The organism is Paracoccus ferrooxidans, assembly GCF_029909815.1.
GTDB classification, from domain to species: domain Bacteria; phylum Pseudomonadota; class Alphaproteobacteria; order Rhodobacterales; family Rhodobacteraceae; genus Paracoccus; species Paracoccus versutus.
Window position 1 is genome coordinate 2,363,865 of the sequence record NZ_CP038198.1, and the last position, 22,461, is coordinate 2,386,325.

A 22,461-nucleotide genomic window follows, 5' to 3' on the forward strand; every position below is an offset into this window, starting at 1 on the left:
GGGCTTGCCGTGATGGACAGCACCCCCAAAGCCGCCGCCGCTGACCGGACCCGCGCAGATGCGATGCCGGACAGGGCGGCTTCTGCTGTTTCGGGGCCGCGGCTGGAAACCCTGCGCAAGCGGGCGGATTTCCTGCGCGCCGCCTCTGCCCGGCGGCAGGGCACGGCCGGCTTTCTGCTCCAGGCCCGCCGCCGCCCCGAGGGCGAGGCGGGGCAGGCGATCCGGGTCGGCTTCACCTGTTCGAAAAAGCTGGGCAATGCCGTGATGCGCAACCGCGCCAAGCGCCGGCTGCGGGCGCTGGCGCGCGAGGTCATGCCGGGCGCGGCGCGGCCGGGCTGGGACTACGTGCTGGTCGGTCGCCCCGGCGCCACGGTCGAGCGCGGCTTTGCCGAGCTGCGCGCCGATCTGGCGGCGGCGCTTTCTCGGGTGCATTGCGCGCGGGGGGATGGCACGTGACCCCGCTGGCGCATCTACTGGCGCTGCCGGTGCGGGCCTATCGGCTGGTGGCCAGCCCATGGGTCGGGCATGGCTGCCGCTTCCAGCCGACCTGCTCGGCCTATGCGCTCGAGGCGCTCGAACGGCATGGCGCGGCCAAGGGCGGCTGGCTGGCGGCCCGGCGGGTCTGCCGCTGCCATCCCTGGGGCGGGCATGGCTTCGACCCGGTGCCGGGCAGCGAGACGACGCCGCAGGACTGAGGCGGCGCTTTCATCAGGGCGCAAGGGCGCGACAAGGATCGACAGATGCGGGACGAGACCGGCGAAACCCAGGACCATGAGGCGGAGGAGATCCATCCGCTGTTTCGCGGCGCGCCCGGCTCGACCGAGTTCCGCAAGCTGCGCAAGCGCCTGGTGCGCGAGACCCGCGCCGCGATCGAGACCTATGACATGATCCGCCCCGGCGACCGCTGGCTGGTCTGCCTGTCGGGCGGCAAGGACAGCTATACGCTGCTGGCCGTGCTGCACGAGCTGAAATGGCGCGGCCTGCTGCCGGTCGAACTGCTGGCCTGCAACCTCGACCAGGGCCAGCCGGGCTTTCCGGCGACGGTGCTGCCGCAGTTCCTGACCGAGCGCGGCGTGCCGCATCGCATCGAATACCAGGACACCTATTCCATCGTGAAGGAAAAGGTGCCCGAGGGCCGGACCTATTGCAGCCTGTGTTCGCGGTTGCGGCGCGGCAATCTCTATCGCATCGCCCGCGAAGAGGGCTGCCAGGCCGTGGTGCTGGGCCATCACCGCGACGACATCCTGGAAACCTTCTTCATGAACCTGTTCCATGGCGGCAGGCTGGCCTCGATGCCGCCGAAGCTGCTGAACGAGGAAGGCGACCTGAACGTGTTGCGCCCGCTGGCCTTCGTGGCCGAGGCCGATTGCGACCGCTTCGCCCGAGCGATGAACTATCCGGTGATTCCCTGCGACCTTTGCGGCAGCCAGGAGGGCTTGCAGCGCATGCAGGTCAAGAAGCTGCTGGACGAATGGGAAACGCGGGCGCCTGGCCGACGCCAGGTCATGTTCCGCGCGCTGATGAACGTGCGCCCCTCGCATCTGCCGGACCCCAAGCTGTTCGATTTCACGTCGCTGATACCAGATATGTCGGATTTTAGCGAAAAAGACGTGCCGATCCTGCGCGAACATTAACGGAACGAAAAGCTTCGTCGGCCTAGGTTGCGATCCGTGCAACAAGATTCGGATCAGGCAATGGCTTACGGAATCGCTGGGGCTGCCTCGGGGCTGGCAAGGCTGGTCAGGGGGCGGGGTGCGGCGCAGGGCAGAACCCGGCTCGCGCTGGTGCTGCGGGTCGAGAATGTCGAGATGCTGCGCGCCAGCATCGGCCCCGCCCTGCTGGAGCAGATGCTGGACAGGCTCTTGCTGCGGCTGGTGGCGGAGCTGCGGCTTTTGCCGCAGGGCCGCAGCCAGGGCTGTGGCGAGATCCTGGGGCTATTCGCCATCGGCCGCCAGCAGGCGGTGCCGGGCCTGCTGGCGCGGCTGCAGGCCATCTGCGCGGAGGGGATCGTGCTGCCGGACCTGCGCATCTGTCCGGTGATGAACGCCGCCATCGTCAGCGACGAGACCGGCCGGCAGGAGGCCGCGGCGCTTTACGCCCATGGCCGCATGGCCTTGCAGGGGCTGAGCCCGTTTTCGGCCGCGGGCCAGATCCGCTTCGTCGAGACGGGGGCGCAGGTCGAGCCGGGCGGGCTGGCGATCTCGGCGCTCGACCGGGTGGGGGTGCTGTTCCAGCCCCAGCTTTGCTGCGACACCGGGCAGGTCCGGGCGCTGCGGGCCTTGCCGCGGATGAGGATGGACGATGGCGAGGGCTGCGATCTGGCCGAGGTGGCGCCTCGGCTCGACGACGCGGTGCTGGGGCAGGTCGTGGCCGAGCTGCTGCGCCAGGCTTTCGCCGGCCTGCGCGGCTGGGATCGCCTGGGCAGGCCGGTGCCGCTGCTGTCCCTGCCGCTGTCCGACCGCATGCTGGGCGATGTCGCCATCGCCGACACGATCCTGTGGGAACTGGACCGCAACGACCTGGCCCCGCAGCGGCTGGAAATCGAGGTGAGCGAGCCGATCGGCCGCGGCGGCGGCCGCATGCCGGTGACCGCCAGCCTGCAGCGCCTGACCGCCGCGGGCTGTTCGCTGGCCCTGGGCGGGTTCGGCACCGGCAGCGCCGGCTTGGACGATCTGCGCCGCTTCGGCATCGGCCGGGTGCGGATCGGGCGCGAGTTCATCGCCGGCTGCGACCTGCGTGCCGACCAGCAACGCATGATCCTGGCCATCCTGGCCCTGGCGGAACACCTGGGCCTGGCGACCGTCGCCGACGGGGTGGCCACGCAGGAAGAGAACGCCTTCCTGGCCCAGATCGGCTTCAACGCGGTGCAGGGACCGGCGGTGGCGCTGCCGCTGGACGCCTCGGCGGTGGACGATTTCCTGCTGGACCGCGACCATGCGCTGCCCGCGCCCTTCGAGCTGCGCCGCAAGGCATGAAGGCCGGGGGCGGTCGCGCTGCCGGGGGCAGGCTTGGCCCCGCGGGCGGCATGCGCCGAACGCCATCTGACCGCCCCGCCTCGTGCGGGACTGGCAAGCTTCGCCCGCGCGGGGCATGCGCCTCGCTGGCCGGGAGCCGAAGGGCGGCTTCACGCCGGCAAGCTTCGCCCTTACGCACGCCATGCGCCTGGGCGACAGGACGCGCCTTGGCGGCGGCCCGGCAAGCCAGGGGCCGGACGGACAGACCGGACGGGCCGAGTCGAATAGGGGGTCGGGACAGGCGGGGCGTCGCGTCGGGATGGAAACCGACCCGGTTTTCGGGCAAATTCCCTTGACCTTTGCCGGTCGCTTCTGTTGAAGCGGCCCGAACCCTCAGACTGGGTGACGACGAAGGGCTGGTCCGGCATGCAAGACAACAACCGCAACCTCATCCTGGCGATGGTGCTTTCCGCCCTCGTCATGCTCGTCTGGTCGATCTTCTTCGCCCCCGAGCCGGTGCCGCCCGCGCAGGATACGGTGCCGGCCAGCACCCAAGGCGCAGCCCAGCCCGAGACCGGAGCCCCCGCGACGCCCGGCGCGGTGCCGCAGGGCGCGGCGCCGGAACTGGAAGCCGCGGCAACGAGCAGCGACCCTTCCGCCAATGCCGGGCGGGTCAGGATCGAATCCCCTTCGCTCGCGGGCACGATCTCGCTGGCGGGCGGCCGCGTCGACGACCTGGAACTGACCGGATATCACGAGACGCTGGATCCCCGCTCGCCCTTTGTCCGCCTGCTGTCGCCCACCGCGCAGACCACCGTGCGGGCCGAAGGCAGCCCGGTCGCGCCGGGCGGCAATGCCGAGGTCGCGGTGCAGAAACCCTATTACGCGGTCTATGGCTGGATGCCGGCCGCCGGCACCGATCCCGCCCTGGTCCCCGGCCCGGCCACGGTGTGGGAGGTCGAATCCGGCTCGACCCTGGCCCCCGGCCAGCCGGTCACGCTGCGTTGGGACAATGGCGCCGGCCAGATCTTCCGCCGCACCTATGAATTGGACGACAAGTTCCTGTTCACCGTGACCCAGACGCTGGAAAATACTGCGGCCGCCCCCTTCTCGGCGGCGCCCTATGGCATCCTCGCGCGCCACGGCAAGCCCGACACCCAGAACTTCTTCGTCCTGCACGAGGGCGCGGTCGGGATGACCGACGGCAAGCTGCTGGAAGAAAAATACAAGGACATGGCCAAGCTCGACCCGCTGCCGGGCGAGGGGCCGGCGCAGCTGATCGAGGTGCAGGAAAACGGCTGGATCGGCTTTACCGACAAGTACTGGATGACCACGCTGGCGCCTGCGCCCGGCCAGTCCTTTACCGCGGTGGTGAAATACGCCCCCGGCGCCGACATCTACCAGACCGAGGCGCGGATGCCGGTGCAGACCGTCGCCCCCGGCGCGACCGCCACCAGCGCGAGCTATCTGTTCGCCGGCGCCAAGGTCTGGGAGGTCATCAACGGCTACCAGGAAGCCCCCGGCATCGACCGTTTCGTCGATTCGATCGACTGGGGCTGGTTCTATTTCCTGACCAAGCCGATCTTCCGCCTGCTGCACTGGCTGCACGGCATGATCGGCAACATGGGCTGGGCGATCATCGCGCTGACCTTCGTGCTGAAGCTGCTGGTCTTTCCGCTGGCGCGCAAGTCCTACATCTCGATGGCCAAGATGAAGGAACTCCAGCCCGAGATGGAGGCCGTCAAGCAGCGCACCGGCGACGACCGCATGAAGTTCCAGAAAGAGGTGATGGAGCTTTACAAGCGCGAAAAGGTGAACCCCGCCGCGGGCTGCCTGCCGGTGCTGCTGCAGATCCCGATCTTCTTTGCGCTCTACAAGGTGATCTTCGTCACCATCGAGCTGCGCCACGCGCCCTGGATCGGCTGGATCCGCGACCTTGCCGCGCCCGACCCGTCCAGCCTGTGGAACCTGTTCGGCCTGTTGCCCTGGGCGGCGCCGGGCCAGGGCAGCTTCCTGCACAGCTTCACCCTGCCGGTGCTGGCGATTTTGCTGGGCATCTCGATGTGGATGCAGCAGAAGCTGAACCCGGCCCCGACCGATCCGGCGCAGAAGATGATCTTCGCCTGGATGCCCTGGGTGTTCATGTTCATGCTGGGCGGCTTTGCCTCGGGGCTGGTGCTGTACTGGATCACCAACAACACCATCACCATCATCCAGCAATACACCATCATGTCGATGCACGGCCACCGGCCCGACTTCTTCGGCAATATCCGCTCCAGCCTGCCGTCGCGGGCCAAGGCTGGGGACAAGGGCGGGGACAAGGGCGGCAAATGACCGCCCGCGTCGCCCGGATACGCCGGCACCCGATCAAGGCGATCGGCGGCGAGGATCTGCCCCGCACCCGGCTGGATGCGGCGCGGCGCCTGCCGGGCGACCGGCTCTGGGCGCTGCTGACCGAAGGGGGCGAGCGTCACGCCGGCGCGGTGCCGCAGCGTTGGCTGCCGAAATCCTGCTTCCTGCGCGGCGCGGCCTCGGCCGGGCTGCAGGCCGTTTGCGGCGGCTGGGGCGAGGGGGCGGAAGGCGGCCGCATCCGCCTGACCCATCCCGACCTGCCCGACCTGGACTTCGACCCCGAGGCCGAGGGGCCGCGGCTGGTCGAATGGGTGCGCCCGCTCTGGCCCCAGGACAAGCCGGCGCCGACGCGGCTGGTGCGCGGCCCGACCGGCTGGACCGACGTGAGCCAGCCCTGGATCTCGATCCTGTCGCTGTCGAGCCTTGCCGATCTGGAAGGGCGGCTGGGCCAGCCCCTTGGCATCGAGCGCTGGCGCGGGAACCTGTGGCTCGAGGGCTGGGCGCCCTATGCCGAGCGCGAGCTGATCGGCCATGTGCTGACCCTGGGCGGGGTCGAGCTGCGCGTGACCGAGACCATCGGCCGCTGCCCGGCGACCAGTGCCGACCCGACGACCGGCCGCATCGACATCGACATGCCCGAGGCGCTGGAGGCCCAGTTCGGCCATCGCGACTTCGGCATCTATGCCGAGGTGGTGACCGGCGGCGACATTGCCCTGGGTGACGAGGTGCGCGCATGAAGGTTGCCTTTCCCATCGCCCCCGAGCCCGATGCAGAAACCGCCGAGGCAGCGCGCAAGCTGTTCGCCGGCCCGGTCGATTTCCTGAAGGGCGTCGTCGCCATGGACGGGCTGCCGCCCGCCGACCGGCCCGAAGTCTGCTTTGCCGGCCGCTCGAATGTCGGAAAGTCCAGCCTGATCAACGCGCTGACCGGCCGCAACGGCTTGGCCCGCGCCTCGAACACGCCGGGCCGCACGCAAGAGATCAACTATTTCACCCTGGGCGAGCAGGCCTATCTGGTGGACCTGCCGGGCTATGGCTTTGCCAAGGCCCCGGTCGCGGTGGTGGCGAAATGGCAGGCGCTGCTGAAGAACTACCTGGCCGGCCGGCCGACCCTGCGCCGCGCCTTCGCGCTGATCGATTCGCGCCACGGCGTGAAGGACGTGGACCACGAGATCATGAAGCTGCTCGACCGCTCGGCCGTGCCTTTCCAGGTGGTGCTGACCAAGGCCGACAAGATCGGTGCGCAGGCCATGGAGGCGACGGTCGCGCAGGTGCAGGAGGCGCTGCAAAAGCACCCCGCCGCCTATCCCGAGCTTGTGATCACAAGCTCGGACAAGGGGCAGGGCATCGCCACCTTGCGCGCCATCATAGCCGCTCTGGACTGATCGGCGCCCGCGTCCTAGGGTCGGGTGCGACGAACAGGGGCCCCTGATGAGAAAGCAGAACATGAACCGTGACTGGATCGCCACCGCCCGCACTCTTTCGGAAGCGCTGCCCTATATGCAGCGGTATTCGGGCGCGGTGGTGGTGGTGAAGTTCGGCGGCAATGCCATGGGCGACGACGAGGCGATGGCCGAGTTCGCCCGCGACATCGTGCTGATGCGGCAGGTGGGCATCCATCCGGTCGTCTGCCACGGCGGCGGGCCGATGATCAACGACCTGCTGGGCCGGCTGGGCATCGAAAGCCGCTTCGTGCGCGGCAAGCGCGTCACCACCCGCGAAACCGTCGAGGTGGTCGAGATGGTGCTGTCGGGCCTGGTCAACAAGCGCATCGTGCAGGCGATCAACGATGCCGGCGGCCGCGCGGTGGGGATCTCCGGCAAGGACGACGACCTGATGGTCTGCGAGCCGGACGACCCGGAGTTGGGCTTCGTCGGCCGCCCGGTCGAGATGAACGTGCAGATCATCCGCGACCTCTACAACGCCGGGCTGATCCCGGTCATCGCCCCGGTGGCGACGGGGATGGAGGATAACGAGACCTTCAACGTCAACGGCGACACCGCCGCGGGCGCGATCGCCGGCGCGCTCAAGGCCGACCGGCTGTTGCTGCTGACCGATGTCTCGGGGGTCAAGGACGCCTCGGGCGAGGTGGTGACGGCCATGCATCCCGATCAGGTGCGGGCGATGATCGCCGAGGGCACCATCGCCGGCGGCATGATCCCCAAGACCGAAACGGCGCTGAAGGCGCTGGAGGAAGGGGTGCGGGCCGTGGTGATTCTGGATGGGCGGGTGCCCAACGCCTGCCTGCTGGAGCTGTTCACCGAACATGGCGCCGGCTCGCTGATCCGCTCGACCGAGCCGCGGGTCAAGCCGCGCGGCTTGCGCCAGGGCGACAGCGGCCTGTGAGCGGCGCGACGTTGCGCCCCAAAGAGAAGGCTTGCCCGCCCCGCGGAAGCTATGGCAGGCTCGGCGACGTCGCGTAATCTTAACCGCATGGCCGAAAAGGCAATTCGATGACTCCACTCGGGCACTGCCGTCTGATCCTGACCCGCCATGCGAAATCGTCCTGGGACGATCCGGCGCAGCCCGACCATGATCGGCCGCTGAATGCGCGCGGCCGCCGCTCGGCCCGCGAGCTGGGCGACTGGCTGGCCAGCCGCGGCTACGAGCCCGAGGAAGTGCTGTGCTCGACCGCCGAGCGCACGCGCGAGACCTGGGCCGGCATCGCCATGGCCCCGCTGGAGGTGCGGCCGCATATCCGCTACGAGCCCGGCCTTTACCACGCCGCGCCCGAGAAGATGCTGGAGATCCTGCGCAGCGCCTCGGCGCCGACGGTGATGATGATCGGCCACAATCCCGGCATCGCAGAATTTGCCGGCATGCTGCCGGCGCGCGCGCCGCTGGACCCGGATTTCCGCCGCTATCCGACGGCGGCGACGCTGGTCGTCGATTTCCAGATCGACGACTGGTCGGAACTGGCCCCGGCGCAGGGCAGCGTGCTGGACTTCGTGCGCATGGACGGCCGCGGCTAGCGCGGCCCCCGCATCTGCGTCACCACGCGGGCGGCGAACAGCCGCTCGACATCCTCGCCCCGGCACAGCTCGGTCGCCGGCGTCTGCACCGCGGCCGAGGCGGCGGCCGCCGCCAGCCCCAGCGCCTCGCCGACCGGCCAGCCGCGAGCATGGCCCAGGGTGAAGCCGGCAAGGAAGCTGTCGCCGGCGCCGACCTTGCTGACCACCTGCACCCGCGCGGCCTCGGCATGCCAGATGCCCTGGTCGGTGGCGATGATATTGCCGTCGCGGCCGCGCGCCACGATCACCCCATGCGCCGCCCCCGAGGCGACGAGGCTGGCCGCGAAACCCGCGGTGTCGGCGCGATAGGGCAGGGGATGGCCGGCCAGGCCCGCGGCCTCTTCGTCGTCCATGCGCAGGATCTCGACCCGGCGGTCGGTGGCGGCGGCGACCTCGGCCAGCGCCGGCCCCGAGGTGTCCACGACCAGCCGCGCGCCGGTCCCGCGCAGCCGCTCGGCCAGAAGCGCGGCAAAGCCCGCCGGCACGCCCGGCGGGTTCGAGCCGGACAGCACCACCAGCGCGCCGGGCTTGGCGGCGTCGGCGGCGGCCTCCAGCGCGGCCTCGACATCGGCCGCGGACCATTCCGGGCCGGGCATGACAAAGCGATATTGCTGGCGGATGGTGCGGTCGTCCACGGTCAGGGACTGCCGCGTCTCGCCCGGTGCGGGCAGGGTCATCAGCGGGACGCCGGTTTCCGCCAGAAGCTCGGCGATGCGCTGCCCGGTGGCGCCGCCAAGCGCGACCAGCGCCGTGCTGTCGCCGCCCATGGCGCGGATCGCGCGGCTGACGTTGATGCCGCCGCCGCCCGGATCAAAGCGCGGCGCTTCGCAGCGCAGCTTGATGTCGGGCACCACCTGCCGCACGCCCGTGGTCACGTCCAGCGCCGGGTTCAGCGTGATGGTCAGGATCGGCGCCTGCTCCATCATTCCCACCAGCGGTCGATCGCGGCGATGTCGTCGTCGGACCAGCCGAAGTGATGGGCGAATTCATGCACCACGACATGGGCGACCAGCTGGCCCAGCGTCACGTCCCCGCGACTGGCCCATTCGTCCAGGATGGCGCGGCGGAACAGCCAGACCGTGTCGGGAAAATGCTGCGGGTCGCTGGGCGATTTCTCGGTCATCGGCACGCCGTCGTAAAGCCCGGTCAACTCCAGCGGGTCGTCGATCTCCAGCTCGTCCAGGAATTCCTCGCTGGCGAAATCCTCGATGCGCAGCACCACCTGGGCGGCGGGACCGGCGAATGCCGGCGGCAGGCCGGCGATGGCCTCGCGCGCCAGTTCCTCGATCATGGCCGCGTCGGGGGCCTCGGCATTCTTCCAGTCCAGCATCGGCTTACCTCTGTCTTTGGTCCCGATATGGACAAAAACCGCCGTTTGTGAAAGAGCGAAGCCGACAGGAGACCTCCCATGACCACCACCCGTTTCGCCCCTTCGCCCACCGGCCACATCCATGTCGGCAACCTGCGCACGGCGCTGATGAACTATCTGATCGCGCGCAAGGCGGGCGGCACCTTCATCCTGCGCCTGGACGATACCGACCGCGAGCGCAGCAAGCAGGAATATGCCGACGGCATCCAGCGCGACCTGGAATGGCTGGGCCTGACCTGGGATCGGATCGAGCGGCAGTCGGACCGCCTGGACCGCTATGCCGAGGCGGCCGAGGGGCTGCGCGCCGCCGGCCGGCTCTACGAGGTGTTCGAGACCCCGACCGAGCTGGACCTGAAGCGCAAGAAGCAGCTCAACATGGGCAAGCCCCCGGTCTATGACCGCGCCGGGCTGAAGCTTTCGCCCGAGGACAAGGACCGCCTGCGTGCCGAGGGCCGCGCCGGCTATTGGCGCTTCCTGCTGGACCAGGAGCGGATCGAATGGGCCGACGGCATCCTGGGCGAGATCTCGATCGACGCGGCCAGCGTTTCGGACCCGGTGCTGATCCGCGCCGACGGGCAGGTGCTTTACACCTTCGCCAGCTCGGTCGACGACGCCGACATGGGCGTGACCCATATCGTGCGCGGTGCCGACCACGTGACCAATACCGCGACGCAGATCCAGATCATCCGTGCGCTGGGGTCCGAGCCGCCGGCCTTTGCCCACCACAGCCTGCTGACCGGCGCGCAGGGCGAGGAACTGTCCAAGCGCCTGGGCACGCTGTCGATCCGCGACCTGCGCGAAAGCGGCGTGGCGCCCGAGGCGCTGTTGTCGCTGATGGCGCGGCTGGGGTCGTCGCAGCCGGTCGAGCTGCGGATGTCGCTGGACGAACTGGCCGAAGGGTTCGACTTGTCGCAATTCGGCGCCTCGCCCACCAAGTTCGACGCCGAGGATCTGTGGCCGCTGACGCGCGAGGCGAACCAGTCGCGCCCCCTTGCCGAGGTCAGGGACCGCATCGCCGCGCTTGGCGTGCCCGACGAGCTGGCCGAGCGGTTCTGGTGCGTCGCCTCGCAGAACATCACCCGGCTGGACGACCTGGCCGGCTGGTGGCAGATATTCTCGCAGGGGGCCGAGCCGCAGATCGATCCCGAGGACGCCGATTTCATCGCCGAGGCGATGAAGCTGCTGCCGCCGCCGCCCTATACCGACGCGACCTGGGGCGAGTTCACCAATGCGGTCAAGCAGGCGACCGGCCGCAAGGGCAAGGGCCTGTTCATGCCGCTGCGCAAGGCTCTGACCGGCCAGGCACATGGGCCGGACATGTCCGAGGTCATGCCGCTGTTGCAGGTCGTGCGCGCGCGCGACTGAGCCCGCGGCGGACCCCATGCGAAAAGGCCGCCTGCAGGGGCGGCCTTTGCCGTTTCAATGTCGATTCAAGGCCGACCGGACCCTGCTGCGAGAGGGGCCGGTTTCGATCTTTTTGTCTGATATATCCAGATGCGGGAATCGCCAGGGGCGAGTCGGGCCGAACCATGCCCAATAATGACGCAACCAGGACAGAGGGAATCCCGCAATCCCTTGCCGGCGCACAACCGGGCGGGAACAAGGATGCGCACCCGCCCGGTCAGTTTTGAACACATGACCAAAGAACCGTTTACCAAGGTTAACAAACAACCGCTTACGCAACGATGCCTGTATGCACCGCCGGGGCGGGGAAGGGAATATATCCATAAGTTAGGTTGCGTTTGCTGACCTAATAATGGCAGTCCGTTGATATTCCGGCGGCTGCAACTTGTGGCTGCAAGACGGGCCTGCTGGCGGAAGATCGCTCATCCCGGTTGCCCTTGCGTCAATAGATCCGGGCGCATGGGCCAGGGTGGATGAGGCGATAATGCACAATTCAACCAAGGGGTGTGGCGGCGCTTTTCGCTCTCGCGTCGGGGGCGGGTGGGGGCCGGGCGGTTTCTGGCAGGATCCGTGGCGGCGCGCGGCTTGCGACGGCGCGCGAAACCCGGCGGGAGGGCGGCGATTCCCGCCTTCCTCCTTGCTATGCGGGCCGAAATCCCATAGCTAGCGCGCTGAAACAGGCGGAGGCGCGGGACGGCAGGTTCCGGCGCCGGCGAGGCTGTAATGCCTCGGACCCGCACGATGGTTCGTGGATGAAGGAAGACAAATGCAGGTCAAGGAAACCCAGAACGAAGGGCTGAAGCGGGGCTATGAATTCACCCTGCCTGCGGCCGATCTGGCGGCGCAGGTGGATGCGAAGCTGAAAGAGGCCCAGCCCGAGGTCGAGATGAAGGGCTTCCGCAAGGGCAAGGTGCCGATGGCGCTGCTGAAGAAGCAGTTCGGCCAGCGCATCATGGGCGATGCCATGCAGGAGGCCATCGACAAGGCGCTGCGCGACCACCTGGAGAAATCGGGCGACCGTCCCGCCCTTCAGCCCAAGATCGAAATGGTCAACGGCGAGACCTGGAAAGAGGGCGACGACGTCGTCGTCACCGTCGCCTATGAGGCGCTGCCCGCCATCCCGGAAACCGATCTGTCCGGCGTCGAGCTGGAGCGGCTGGTGGTCGAGGCCAGCGAGGAGCAGGTGACCGAGGCGCTGGAGAACCTGGCCAAGAACGCCCAGAGCTTCGAGGACCGCAAGAAGGGCACCAAGGCCAAGGACGGCGACCAGGTCGTGATCGACTTCAAGGGCATGGTCGACGACGAAGCCTTCGAGGGCGGCTCGGCCGAGGATTATCCGCTGGTGCTGGGCTCGGGCAGCTTCATCCCCGGCTTCGAAGAACAGCTGGTCGGTGCCAAGGCCGGCGACGAGATCAAGGTCGAGGTGAAATTCCCCGAGGATTACGGCCATCCGGCCCTGGCCGGCAAGGACGCCATCTTCGAGACCACCGTCAAGGCGGTGAAGGCCCCGAAAGCGGCCGAGATCGACGACGAGCTGGCCAAGAAATTCGGCGCCGAAAGCCTGGACGCGCTGAAGGGCCAGATCCGCGAGCGGCTGGAGGCGGAATACAAGGGCGCCTCGCGCCAGGTTCTCAAGCGCGCGCTGCTGGACAAGCTGGACGAGCTGGTCAAGTTCGACCTGCCCGATTCGCTGGTCGAGGCCGAGGCGCATCAGATCGCGCACCAGCTCTGGCACGAGGAACATCCCGAGGAGCATGGCCATAACCATGGCGAGATCGAGCCGACGGACGAGCACAAGACGCTTGCCGAGCGCCGCGTCCGCCTGGGCCTGCTCTTGGCCGAGATCGGCCAGAAGGCCGAGATCACCGTCTCGGACCAGGAGATGACCCAGGCCGTGCTGCGCCAGGCGCGTCAGTATCCGGGCCAGGAGCGCGCCTTCTTCGAGTTCATCCAGCAGAACCCGCAGGCGCAGCAGCAGCTGCGCGCGCCGCTCTTCGAGGACAAGGTCGTCGACCATATCGTCGAGGGCGCCAAGGTTTCGGAGAAATCCGTGACCAAGGAAGAGCTGGAAAAGGCCATCGAGGCGCTGGATCAGCTCTGATCCGCTGTCTTGCCGCAAAAGAAGGGCCGTCCTGCGGGGGCGGCCTTTTTCGTTGCCGCGCCCCGCTGGCCCGGGCAGGGCGCGGGGCGCGGTGGCGCAGATGGGTATTTATGCAACGAAGAAGCCGGACAGCCGGGCCGCAGCGCGCTGCTGGCGGCACCGGCTGGTCAAGGGCCGTTCCGCGTCAGAGCCGGTGAAGGCGCGGGGCGTGATCGGCCGGGCCGCCGGGGTCCGGGCCCTCCATCGGGTCGTGCAGCAGCGGGTCGTCGCGCAGGTCCGGCATATGCGCCTCGCGTCGCGGCTTGCGGGGTTGCGGCGCGGGCTTGCGGTCGATGATGTCGCGGATGATCGCCGCAGCATCGCCGAATTCTTGCACGATGGCGCTGGCCTGGCCCGCGACCGAGCGGAAGCCGGTCACGGCGGCGGTCAGCGCCTGCATCACGTTCTCGACGCCGCTGGTCAGGTTGGCGGTATTGGCCTCGACCTCTTGCAGCAGGCTTTGCCGCGGCGGGCGGCGCCGGCCCTGCGGGACAGGCCGGGCGGGTTGCGTCTTGGGCCTGGGCTCGTGCGGGGCCTTGGGGGCCTGACGCGGGGTGCCTGCGCCGCGCGGGCGGGCGGGGCCGTCGTCGTCCGAGACCAGGTCGATCAGGTGCCGCGCCGCGATCACCGTGCCGGCGGTCAAGGTCGCCGCCACCAGCCCGGTGCCGCCCCAGACCAGCCATTTTGCCCCGCGCGAGGGACGCGGCCATGAATGGCTGCCGTCGGGCGAGACATCGCCATGCGGCGGGATGCGGCGCGATTCCACCGGGCCCGGTGGCCGGCGATGCCCCTCGGGGACCGGGCGGGGACCGAAGCGGGTCTGGCTGGTCTCGTCGGCCGGGGTATGGGTGATGGGCGGCTGGTCGTCCTGGTGATGCATGCCGGCAAATCCTCTGGCGAAGGGCGCTTTGCGTTTCAACCCCGCAGCCCGGCGAATGTTCCGCCGAACCCGCGGCGCAAGCAAGGGGTGCTGCCATGCGGGCATGAAAAAACGCGCCGGTTGCGGCGCGTTTTCCCTGTTCCGGCAAAGGCGCGATCAGTTCGCGGCTTCGTCCTCGTCGCGGCCGGCCGAGCCGATGTCGTCGAAAAGCTCGGCGATCTCGAATTCGGCGGCGGCTTCCTCTTCGGCGGCCAGTTCCTGGATCGACTTGCCCGAGGCTTGCAGCTCGGCCTCTTCGGGCGAGCGGGCGACGTTCAGCTTGATGATGACGTCGACTTCCGGGTGCAGATGCACGCGGACCTCGTGCAGGCCCAGATCCTTGATCGGGGCGGTCAGGACGACCTGGCGGCGCTCGATCGCGAAACCTTCGGCATTAGCGACATCGGCGGCGTCGCGCGGCGTGACCGAGCCATAGAGCGCACCCGCGTCCGAGGCGGAGCGGATGATGACGAAGGTCTGGCCGTCGAGCTTCTGGGCGGTCTTTTCGGCTTCGGCGCGGGTTTCGTCGTTGCGCGAGGCGAGTTCGGCCTTGCGGGCTTCAAACGCCTGGATATTGGCGTCCGAGGCACGCAGCGCCTTGCCCTGCGGCAAGAGGTAGTTGCGCGCGAAACCGTCCTTGACCTTCACGACTTCGCCCATCTGGCCCAGCTTGGCCACGCGTTCCAGCAGGATGACTTGCATGATCGTCTCTCCTTACTTCACGGCATAGGGCAGCAGGGCGAGGAAGCGGGCGCGCTTGATGGCGCGCGCCAGTTCGCGCTGCTTCTTGGCCGAGACGGCGGTAATGCGCGAGGGCACGATCTTGCCGCGTTCCGAGATGTAACGCTGAAGCAGGCGCGTGTCCTTGTAGTCGATGGCGGGGGCGTTGTCGCCCGAGAAGGGGCAGACTTTCCGGCGGCGGAAGAAGGGTTTGTTGGCCATGATCCTGGTTCCTTTCCCTTAGTTCCGGTCGTCGCGGTCGCGACGCTCGCGACGCTCGCCGCGATCCCCGCGGTCGCCACGATCCCCGCGCTCGCGCTCGTCGCGCTTCTGCATCTGGACCGAGGGGCCGTCCTTGTGCTCGTCCACGCGGACGGTCAGCACGCGCATGACGTCGTCATGCAGGCGGGCCAGGCGCTCCATCTCCTGCACGGCGGCCGAGGGGGCGTTCGAGCGCAGGAAGGCGTAATGGCCCTTGCGGTTCTTGTTGATCTTGTAGGCAAGCGTGCGCACGCCCCAGTATTCGTTGTCCACGACCTTGCCGCCATTGTCGGCGATCACGGTCGAGAAATGTTCGATCAGCCCCTCGGCCTGCGCGTTCGACAGGTCCTGGCGGGCGATCAGCACATGCTCGTAAAGCGGCATGTCTGCACCTTTCATCGGGGCGCACTTCAACGGCGGGACAGCCCTTCCGCGCCCCGCCACGAGAGGCTGCGCCGGTTTCGCATTTGCGGAAGGATGCGGCCTTATAGCGGGCAGGCCGGGGAATGCAAGGATAAATGCCCGGAAACCCCGGAAAGTCGTCCCTGCGGCGATACTGTTTCCGCGCTGCGGCGAAACACGAAAATGTCAGGAAACCCTTGTTGATGCGCGGGCATTTTCTGGCAGAACCATCATGATCTTTTTCATTCGGGAGTTCAGCATGAAATCCATCCTCGCCCCTGTCGCCGCGATCGGCCTGCTTGGCGCCAGTGCCGCGTTGGCCGAGCCCGTGGTCTATGACTTCGACCCCTCGCACAGCCAGGTCGTCTTTGAATACAACCACATGGGCTTTTCGAGCAGCACCGGCATCATCAACGGCGTCACCGGCAAGCTGACGCTGGATGCCGAGAACCCGGCCAATTCCAGCGTCGAGGCGACCATCCCGCTGTCCGGGCTGCGCACCGTCTCCGAGGAGCTGGACAAGCACCTGTTCGGGCCGGATTTCTTCAACACCGATGCCAGCGGCGCCGTCGCGACCTTCAAGTCGACCAAGGTCGAGCCCGAGGACGACAAGGAGGCGAAGGTCACCGGTGATCTGACGCTGAACGGCGTGACCAAGCAGGTGGTGCTGGATGTCGACCTGAACCAGATTGCCGCCCATCCCATGACCGGCAAGGAGGCGGCCGGCTTCGATGCCGAGGCCGAGATCAAGCGTTCCGAGTTCAACCTGGGCAAGTTCGCCCCGGCGGTCGAGGACGAGGTCGAGATCAAGATCACCGTCGAGGCCGTCAAGGCCGAGTGATCCGCCGGCCGGACCGCAAGCAAAAGGGGCCCCGCGAGGGCCCCTTTTCGTGTCTCGCCTGCCGCGCCTTACATCGGCGTGGGCAGCGGCGTGGAGTCGGTGCGCACCGGCAGGATCGGGTGGTCGATCACCGGCTGATCGCCGGTCAGCGTGCCCAGGAAGGCGGTGATGTCGTCGGCCTGCTCATCGGTCAGCTCGGTGCCAAGTTGCGCCGAGGACATGATCTGCACCGCTTCCGCCAGATCCCAGACCACGCCCGAGTGGAAATAGGGCGCGGTCAGCGCGACGTTGCGCAGCGGCGCGGCGCGGAAGACATATTCGTCGTCAACGGTCTGGCTGATCTCGTAGCGGCCCCTGTCGCCGGCGGGCAGCACCTCGGCGCCGGGCTTGGCGATCAGGCCGAAGGGATGATAGTCCTGCCCGCCGAAGTTCACGCCATAGTGGCAGGCGGTGCAGCCGGTTTCGATGAAGGCTTGCAGCCCGCGCTTTTCCTGGTCGGTCATCGCGGCATCGTCGCCGGCAAGGAAGCGGTCGAAGGCGCTGTTAGGCGTGACCAGCGTGGCCTCGAACTGCTCGATCGCGATGGCGAAATTGTCGAAGGTCACCGGGTCCGCTTCGTCGGGGAAGGCGGCCTTGAAGGATTCGACATATTCCGGCATCGAGTTGATGGTCTTGACCACCTGGTCGGGGGTGTTGCTCATCTCGACCCCGGCCTGGACCGGACCCTTGGCCTGTTCGGCAAGGTCGCCGGCGCGGCCGTCCCAGAATTGCGCGGCGTTGAAGATCGCGTTCAGCATGGTGGGGGCGTTGCGCGGCCCTTTCTGCCAGCCGTGCCCGATGGAGGTCGGCAGGCCGTCCACACCGCCAAGGCCGACGTTGTGGCAGGTCTGGCACGAGATCAGCCCGGAGCTGGACATGCGCGGGTCGAAGAACAGCACCTTGCCCAGTTCGATCTTCTCGGCGGTCAGGGGGATGCCTTCGGGATTGTCCTCGGTCTGCTTGATGGCGGTCATCTTTTCGGGAATCGCCTCGAACACCCCCTTGGCTTCCTCGCGCAGGGCGCCGTTGTCGATGGCTTCAGTCTGCGCCATGACCGGCAGAGCGGACAGGGCAAGACTCGTCGCTGTCAGAAAGGGGACGAGTTTCACTTGGGGCCTCCTTTGGCTTGGTGGGCGCGTCTTGCAGCAATCTGCACCAAGACGGCCGGCCTTGCTTTGATCTGGGTCAGATGCCTGCAAGGTTCCGCCTTGTCGGCCCGCGGCTCAACAGCTAATTGCATCAAATGCTGCCGGAAGACCGCCTTGCCCAGATCGTCGCGCGTTTCGAATATCTCGAAGCGCGGCTGCACGCCGGGCCGGCGGCCGAGGAAATCGCCGCGATCAGCCGCGAATATGCGGAACTGAAGCCCGTGGTCGCGCAGATCGGCGAATGGCGCGCCGCGCAGGACGGCATCCGCGAGGCCGAGGCCCTGCTGGCCGATCCCGAGATGCGCGAGCTGGCGCAGGACGAATTGTCGCGCCTGCGCGCCGCGCTTCCCGAGCTGGAACATGCGCTGCGCATCGCGCTGTTGCCGCGCGACGCCGCCGATGCCCGCCCGGCCATCCTGGAGATTCGCCCCGGCACCGGCGGCGAAGAGGCGGCGCTTTTCGCCGGCGACCTGCTGGCCATGTATCGCCGCTTTGCCGAATCGCAGGGCTGGCAGTTCCAGATGCTCGAGCTGGCCGAATCCGACCTGGGCGGCGTGCGCGAGGCGGTGGCGCGGATCGAGGGCGAGGGGGTCTTCGCCAAGCTGAAATACGAATCGGGCGTCCACCGCGTCCAGCGCGTCCCCGAGACGGAATCGGGCGGCCGCATCCATACCAGCGCCGCCACCGTCGCCGTGCTGCCCGAGGCCGAGGCGGTGGATATCGACATCCCCGCCAGCGACATCCGCATCGACACCATGCGCGCCAGCGGCGCCGGCGGCCAGCACGTCAACACCACCGATTCGGCGGTGCGCATCACCCACCTGCCGACCGGCATCGTCGTGACCAGTTCGGAAAAGTCCCAGCACCAGAACCGCGCCAATGCCATGGCCGTGCTGCGCGCGCGGCTTTACGACATGGAGCGGTCGCGCGCCGATGCCGAGCGCGCCGCCGACCGCAAGAGCCAGGTCGGCTCGGGCGACCGCTCGGAACGCATCCGCACCTACAACTTCCCGCAGGGCCGGATGACCGATCACCGCATCGGCCTGACGCTCTATGCGCTCGACCGCATCATGCAGGGCGAGATCGGCGAGATCGTGGCGGCGCTGACCGCGCACGACCAGGCCGCGCGCCTGGCCGCGCAGGGCGCGTGATTCCATGACCGGGGCCGAGGCCCTGCGGCAAGGCGCCGCACGACTCGCCCAGGCCGGCGTGCCTGGCGCGGCCGAGGATGCCCGGCTGCTCCTGGCCCATGCCCTCGACCTGCCGCGCCACCACCTGGCCGCCGCGCTGGCTGCGCCGCTGCCGCCCGAGGCTCTGCGACGTTTCGACGCAACCCTGGCCGCCCGCGCCGCGCGCCAGCCGGTCAGCCAGATCCTGGGCCGCCGCGCCTTCTGGAGGCACGAGTTCCGCGTGACCCGCCACACGCTCGATCCCCGCCCGGAAACCGAGACCCTGGTCGAGGCGGCGCTGGCCGGGCCCTTTGCCTCGGTGCTGGACCTGGGCACCGGCACGGGGGCGATCCTGATCTCGCTTCTGGCCGAGCGGCCGGGCGCGCGCGGGCTTGGCACCGACATCTCGGCCGCCGCGCTGGAGGTGGCGCGGGAAAATGCCAGGACCGTGGGGGTTTGCGCGGATTTCCTTGAATCCGACTGGTTCGCCTCGGTCACGGGGCAGTTCGACCTGATCGTCTCGAACCCGCCCTATATCGCGCTGGACGAGATGGCGCAGCTTGCGCCCGAGGTGCGGGAATGGGAGCCGCGGCAGGCCCTGACCGACGGGGCGGACGGGCTTTCCGCCTATCGCGCCATCGCCACCGGGGCGCCCGCGCATCTGTCGCCCGGCGGCCGGCTGATGGTCGAGATCGGCCCCACGCAGGGCGCGGCCGTGGCGGCGCTGATGCGCGCAGCCGGGCTGGCCGAGCCCCGGATCCTGCCCGACCTGGATGGGCGCGACCGGGTCGTCGCCGCCCGCAAGCCGCTTTGATCCGGCAAGCTTCCGCGCCTTTCGCGGCTTTTGACGAAATTTTCGCTTGTAAGCGGCGCTGCGGCGTGTTTATTCGCAATTGTGACGGGGGCGCACCGCCCACGCACGGGTCAGTCATACTCAGATAATCCAGTTTTACTGGTGACGCGGGAGCCGGAGCAAACGCTGCGCCTGCGCTGACACCCGCCTTCGGAATGACCCCAACCTTAGCCGGCCCTTGCCGGACATAAACTGACAACAAGCTGATGAGATCATCCAAATCCCGTTCGCGTAACAAGTCGAACCGCCAGCGTTCGCTGGGCAATATCGTCAACCGCGTCTTCGATTCCTCGGGCCCCGAGGGCAAGGTGCGCGGCACGCCCCAGCAGATCATCGAGAAATACCTGACGCTCGCCCGCGACGCCCAGCTTTCCAACGACCGGGTGGCCGAGCAGAGCTTTCTTCAGCACGCAGAACATTACACCCGCATGCTGGGCGAGGCGCAGCGCGAGCAGGCCGAGCGCCAGGGCCACCAGCACCAGGGCCGCGACGACGATGCCCAGGATGGCAATGGCTCGGCTGCGTCCGAGAACGGCAATGGCCAGAACGGCCATCACGGCCAACGCCAGGACCGTCACGACCGGCGCGAGGATCGCCGCGACGAGCGTCGCGATGACCGCCGCGAGGAACGCCAGCAGCCCGCCCCCCGCGCGGAAGAACGCGTCCAGCCCGCCGCCGCGCCCGCCGATTCCGGGCTGCCGCCGGTGATCGCTGCCGACGAGGATGCCGCTGGCCCGGTGGAAACCCCGGAAAGCGCCGTCCGGTCCGAAACCCCTGCCGAACCGACCCCGGCCGCACCGGCCCCCGCCGAGAACGCGGCAGCCGGGGAACCGGCCGCCGAGCCCGCCCCTGCGGCGCGCCGGCGCAGCAGCCGCACCACCGGGGCGGCCGCGCCGCGCAGCCGCAAGAAACCGGCCGAGGAAGGTGCCAAGCCCCCGGCGAAAACCGGCCGCGGACAGGGTGCCAGGACGGCAAAGACCCAGGCCGAAAGCGCCTCCGGCGAATGATGCTCAGCGCGGCGCGGCGGCCAGGCCCCGCGCCAGCGCGCAGAATTGCTCCAGCCCGACCTCTTCGGCGCGGGCGGTGGGGGCGATGCCGGCCTGGAGCAGCAGCGATTCGATCTCGGGATGCAGCCCCTTCAGCGAGGCGCGCAGCATCTTGCGGCGCTGGTTGAAGCCCGCCGCCACCACCCGGTTCAGCACCGCCGGATCGGCCGGATAGCGCGGCTCGGGCAGGGCGGTCAGATGGACGACCGCCGAATGCACCTTGGGCGCGGGAACAAAGGCTTCGGGCGGCAGGGTCATCACCACCCGCGCCTCGCTGCGCCATTGCGCCAGCACGGCCAGCCGGCCGTAAGCCTTGCCGCCCGGCTGCGCCACGATGCGCTCGGCCACCTCTTTCTGGAACATCAGCGTCAGCGACTGCCAGAAAGGCGGCCAGGCCGCCGGCGTCAGCCAGCGGATCAGCAATTCGGTGCCGACATTATAGGGCAGGTTCGCGACGATGCGGATCGGCGGCGACAGATGCGCCAGCGGATCGACCTCCAGCGCATCGCCATGGATCACCTCCAGCCGGCCGGGATAGGCGGCGGCGATCTCGGCCAGGGCGGGCAGGGCGCGCGCGTCCTTCTCGATCGCCAGCACATGCCGCGCACCCTCGGCCAGCAAGCCGCGGGTCAGCCCGCCCGGACCGGGGCCGACCTCGATCACGTCGCAGCCGGTCAGGTCGCCGGCGGCGCGGGCGATCTTGGCGGTCAGGTTCAGGTCCAGCAGGAAATTCTGCCCCAGCTGCTTCCTGGCGCGCAACTCATGGCGCGCGATCACCTCGCGCAGCGGCGGCAGCCCGTCGATGGCGCTCATCGCCGCGCCGCCATCTCATGCGCCATGCGCAGGGCGGCGATGACGCTTTGCGCATCCGCGATGCCCTGGCCGGCGATGTCGAAGGCGGTGCCGTGATCGGGCGAGGTGCGCACGAAGGGCAGGCCCAGGGTCACGTTCACCCCGCCGGCGAAATCCAGCGTCTTGATCGGGATCAGCGCCTGGTCGTGATAGGCGCAAAGCGCTGCGTCGTAACGCGCCCGTGCTGCCGGATGGAACATGGTATCGGCCGGCAGCGGCCCGCGCAGGTCGAACCCCTCGCGCCGCAGCCGCTCGACCAGGGGCACCATCCAGCGTGCTTCCTCGTCGCCCATGACGCCGTTCTCGCCGGCATGGGGGTTCAGCCCGGCGATGGCCAGCCGCGGCTGCGCCAAGCCGAAATCGCGCCGCATCGCGGCATCGGTGATGCGGATCGCCTGCTCCAGCCGCAGGGGCGTCAGCGCCAGCGGCACCTCGGACAGCGGGATGTGGATCGTCACCGGCACCACCCGGCAGGGCGGCTCGACACGGGTCGAGGCCAGCATCATCATCACCGGCACGTCGCCCGCCAGATGCGCCAGATATTCGGTATGGCCGGGAAAGCCGAAGCCGGCGCCGCGCTTCAGCGCCTCCTTGTTGATCGGCAGGGTGCAGATGCCGCTGGCCGCGCCGGACATGGCCAGGTCGACCGCGCGGGCGATGACCTCGACCACCGCCGGCGCATTGGCGGGATCGGGCCGGCCCGGCACCGCCGGCGCCGGGAAGTCATGGCGCAGCACCGCCAGCACGCCCTCGGCCACCGGCTCGCCCGGCGCCGCGACCTCGGCCCAGGCGGTGCCCTCGGGCAGATGCTGCGGATCGCCCAGGAACACGAAGGGCACGCCCGAGGCCAGCGCCTTGGGCGCAAGCTCCGGCCCGACGCCCGCCGGCTCGCCGCAGGTCAGGATGATGGGGCGGGCTTCAGTCATCTTCTCCGTTTCCCAAATACCCTCTGGGGGTCCGGGGGGCGAAGCGCCCCCGGTGG

General features: G+C 68.8%; 24 protein-coding genes. 15 read left to right on the forward strand and 9 right to left on the reverse strand.

Annotated elements, in window-relative coordinates; translation table 11 throughout:
• Window positions 1-12: 12 nt before the first annotated feature.
• From rnpA to E3U26_RS11940, 9 genes are all read left to right on the forward strand, one after another.
• Window positions 13-456, forward strand: a complete 444-nt coding sequence (rnpA, locus tag E3U26_RS11900; protein ID WP_499104919.1) for a ribonuclease P protein component — start codon at window positions 13-15, stop codon at window positions 454-456.
• Window positions 453-695 carry a membrane protein insertion efficiency factor YidD gene (gene yidD / locus E3U26_RS11905; protein ID WP_036751782.1) on the forward strand — a complete coding sequence of 81 codons (243 nt, stop codon included), beginning with the start codon at window positions 453-455 and terminating at the stop codon, window positions 693-695. The genes rnpA and yidD overlap by 4 nt, the downstream gene beginning before the upstream one ends.
• 45 nt (window positions 696-740) lie before the next feature.
• Window positions 741-1,634 carry a tRNA 2-thiocytidine(32) synthetase TtcA gene (gene ttcA / locus E3U26_RS11910; RefSeq protein WP_072461574.1) on the forward strand — a complete coding sequence of 298 codons (894 nt, stop codon included), beginning with the start codon at window positions 741-743 and terminating at the stop codon, window positions 1,632-1,634.
• A gap of 60 nt (window positions 1,635-1,694) precedes the next feature.
• Window positions 1,695-2,975, forward strand: coding sequence for an EAL domain-containing protein (locus tag E3U26_RS11915; protein WP_499104920.1), 1,281 nt, complete (start codon window positions 1,695-1,697; stop codon window positions 2,973-2,975).
• Window positions 2,976-3,380: 405 nt separating this feature from the next.
• Window positions 3,381-5,288 (forward strand): membrane protein insertase YidC, encoded by a 1,908-nt coding sequence (gene yidC / locus E3U26_RS11920; protein WP_036751850.1) that lies wholly within the window; start codon window positions 3,381-3,383, stop codon window positions 5,286-5,288.
• Window positions 5,285-6,043 (forward strand): MOSC domain-containing protein, encoded by a 759-nt coding sequence (locus E3U26_RS11925; protein WP_116222897.1) that lies wholly within the window; start codon window positions 5,285-5,287, stop codon window positions 6,041-6,043. Before yidC ends, E3U26_RS11925 begins: the two co-directional genes overlap by 4 nt.
• Window positions 6,040-6,690: a ribosome biogenesis GTP-binding protein YihA/YsxC gene (gene yihA, locus E3U26_RS11930; protein WP_036751778.1), complete on the forward strand. Its 651-nt coding sequence runs from the start codon at window positions 6,040-6,042 to the stop codon at window positions 6,688-6,690. The genes E3U26_RS11925 and yihA overlap by 4 nt, the downstream gene beginning before the upstream one ends.
• Before the next feature lie 61 nt (window positions 6,691-6,751).
• Window positions 6,752-7,651: an acetylglutamate kinase gene (argB, locus tag E3U26_RS11935; protein WP_036751776.1), complete on the forward strand. Its 900-nt coding sequence runs from the start codon at window positions 6,752-6,754 to the stop codon at window positions 7,649-7,651.
• A 107-nt stretch (window positions 7,652-7,758) separates the two neighbouring features.
• The gene (locus E3U26_RS11940; protein WP_036751774.1) at window positions 7,759-8,277 is read left to right on the forward strand and encodes a SixA phosphatase family protein; all 519 of its coding nucleotides are present in this window, start codon (window positions 7,759-7,761) and stop codon (window positions 8,275-8,277) included.
• On the opposite strand, the gene E3U26_RS11945 is transcribed toward E3U26_RS11940, so the two are convergent.
• Both E3U26_RS11945 and E3U26_RS11950 read right to left on the reverse strand, forming a co-directional pair.
• Entirely contained in the window at window positions 8,274-9,239 is a 966-nt protein-coding gene (locus E3U26_RS11945; protein WP_036751848.1) for a 1-phosphofructokinase family hexose kinase, read from the reverse strand. The genes E3U26_RS11940 and E3U26_RS11945 overlap by 4 nt on opposite strands.
• Complete coding sequence (locus tag E3U26_RS11950; RefSeq protein WP_036751772.1) at window positions 9,239-9,646, reverse strand: metallopeptidase family protein; 408 nt, start codon at window positions 9,644-9,646, stop codon at window positions 9,239-9,241. Before E3U26_RS11950 ends, E3U26_RS11945 begins: the two co-directional genes overlap by 1 nt.
• A 78-nt stretch (window positions 9,647-9,724) precedes the next feature.
• Here E3U26_RS11950 and gltX point away from each other — a divergent pair, with 78 nt between their 5' ends.
• Together gltX and tig are read left to right on the forward strand one after the other, a co-directional pair.
• Window positions 9,725-11,050: a glutamate--tRNA ligase gene (gene gltX, locus E3U26_RS11955; protein ID WP_499104922.1), complete on the forward strand. Its 1,326-nt coding sequence runs from the start codon at window positions 9,725-9,727 to the stop codon at window positions 11,048-11,050.
• Between the two features lie 805 nt (window positions 11,051-11,855).
• Entirely contained in the window at window positions 11,856-13,190 is a 1,335-nt protein-coding gene (gene tig / locus E3U26_RS11960; RefSeq protein WP_499104924.1) for a trigger factor, read from the forward strand.
• Window positions 13,191-13,374: 184 nt separating this feature from the next.
• Here tig and E3U26_RS11965 read toward each other — a convergent pair whose 3' ends face one another.
• From E3U26_RS11965 to rpsF, 4 genes are all read right to left on the reverse strand, one after another.
• A complete protein-coding gene (locus E3U26_RS11965) occupies window positions 13,375-14,109 on the reverse strand; it encodes a hypothetical protein (RefSeq protein ID WP_499104925.1) in 735 nt (244 codons plus the stop codon).
• Window positions 14,110-14,265: 156 nt separating this feature from the next.
• The gene (gene rplI, locus E3U26_RS11970) at window positions 14,266-14,850 is read right to left on the reverse strand and encodes a 50S ribosomal protein L9 (protein WP_036751763.1); all 585 of its coding nucleotides are present in this window, start codon (window positions 14,848-14,850) and stop codon (window positions 14,266-14,268) included.
• A gap of 12 nt (window positions 14,851-14,862) precedes the next feature.
• The gene (rpsR, locus tag E3U26_RS11975; RefSeq protein WP_011747229.1) at window positions 14,863-15,090 is read right to left on the reverse strand and encodes a 30S ribosomal protein S18; all 228 of its coding nucleotides are present in this window, start codon (window positions 15,088-15,090) and stop codon (window positions 14,863-14,865) included.
• An 18-nt stretch (window positions 15,091-15,108) separates the two neighbouring features.
• Entirely contained in the window at window positions 15,109-15,513 is a 405-nt protein-coding gene (gene rpsF / locus E3U26_RS11980; RefSeq protein ID WP_036751761.1) for a 30S ribosomal protein S6, read from the reverse strand.
• 277 nt (window positions 15,514-15,790) lie between these two features.
• Here rpsF and E3U26_RS11985 point away from each other — a divergent pair, with 277 nt between their 5' ends.
• Complete coding sequence (locus tag E3U26_RS11985) at window positions 15,791-16,372, forward strand: YceI family protein (RefSeq protein ID WP_499105799.1); 582 nt, start codon at window positions 15,791-15,793, stop codon at window positions 16,370-16,372.
• Window positions 16,373-16,440: 68 nt separating this feature from the next.
• Here E3U26_RS11985 and E3U26_RS11990 read toward each other — a convergent pair whose 3' ends face one another.
• On the reverse strand, window positions 16,441-17,463 hold the full coding sequence (locus tag E3U26_RS11990; protein ID WP_052095761.1) for a cytochrome-c peroxidase: 1,023 nt from the start codon (window positions 17,461-17,463) through the stop codon (window positions 16,441-16,443).
• A gap of 191 nt (window positions 17,464-17,654) precedes the next feature.
• On the opposite strand from E3U26_RS11990, the gene prfA reads away from it, so the two are divergent.
• The 3 genes from prfA (at window position 17,655) to E3U26_RS12005 (ending at window position 20,588) form a co-directional block, all read left to right on the forward strand.
• Window positions 17,655-18,710: a peptide chain release factor 1 gene (gene prfA, locus E3U26_RS11995; RefSeq protein WP_036751759.1), complete on the forward strand. Its 1,056-nt coding sequence runs from the start codon at window positions 17,655-17,657 to the stop codon at window positions 18,708-18,710.
• A gap of 4 nt (window positions 18,711-18,714) precedes the next feature.
• Complete coding sequence (prmC, locus tag E3U26_RS12000; protein ID WP_499104927.1) at window positions 18,715-19,542, forward strand: N5-glutamine methyltransferase family protein; 828 nt, start codon at window positions 18,715-18,717, stop codon at window positions 19,540-19,542.
• 245 nt (window positions 19,543-19,787) lie between these two features.
• Complete coding sequence (locus tag E3U26_RS12005; RefSeq protein ID WP_499104928.1) at window positions 19,788-20,588, forward strand: DUF4167 domain-containing protein; 801 nt, start codon at window positions 19,788-19,790, stop codon at window positions 20,586-20,588.
• A gap of 3 nt (window positions 20,589-20,591) precedes the next feature.
• Here E3U26_RS12005 and rsmA read toward each other — a convergent pair whose 3' ends face one another.
• Together rsmA and pdxA are read right to left on the reverse strand one after the other, a co-directional pair.
• On the reverse strand, window positions 20,592-21,440 hold the full coding sequence (gene rsmA, locus E3U26_RS12010; RefSeq protein WP_499104930.1) for a ribosomal RNA small subunit methyltransferase A: 849 nt from the start codon (window positions 21,438-21,440) through the stop codon (window positions 20,592-20,594).
• Window positions 21,437-22,405, reverse strand: coding sequence for a 4-hydroxythreonine-4-phosphate dehydrogenase PdxA (gene pdxA, locus E3U26_RS12015; protein ID WP_499104931.1), 969 nt, complete (start codon window positions 22,403-22,405; stop codon window positions 21,437-21,439). Before pdxA ends, rsmA begins: the two co-directional genes overlap by 4 nt.
• Window positions 22,406-22,461 lie beyond the last annotated feature (56 nt).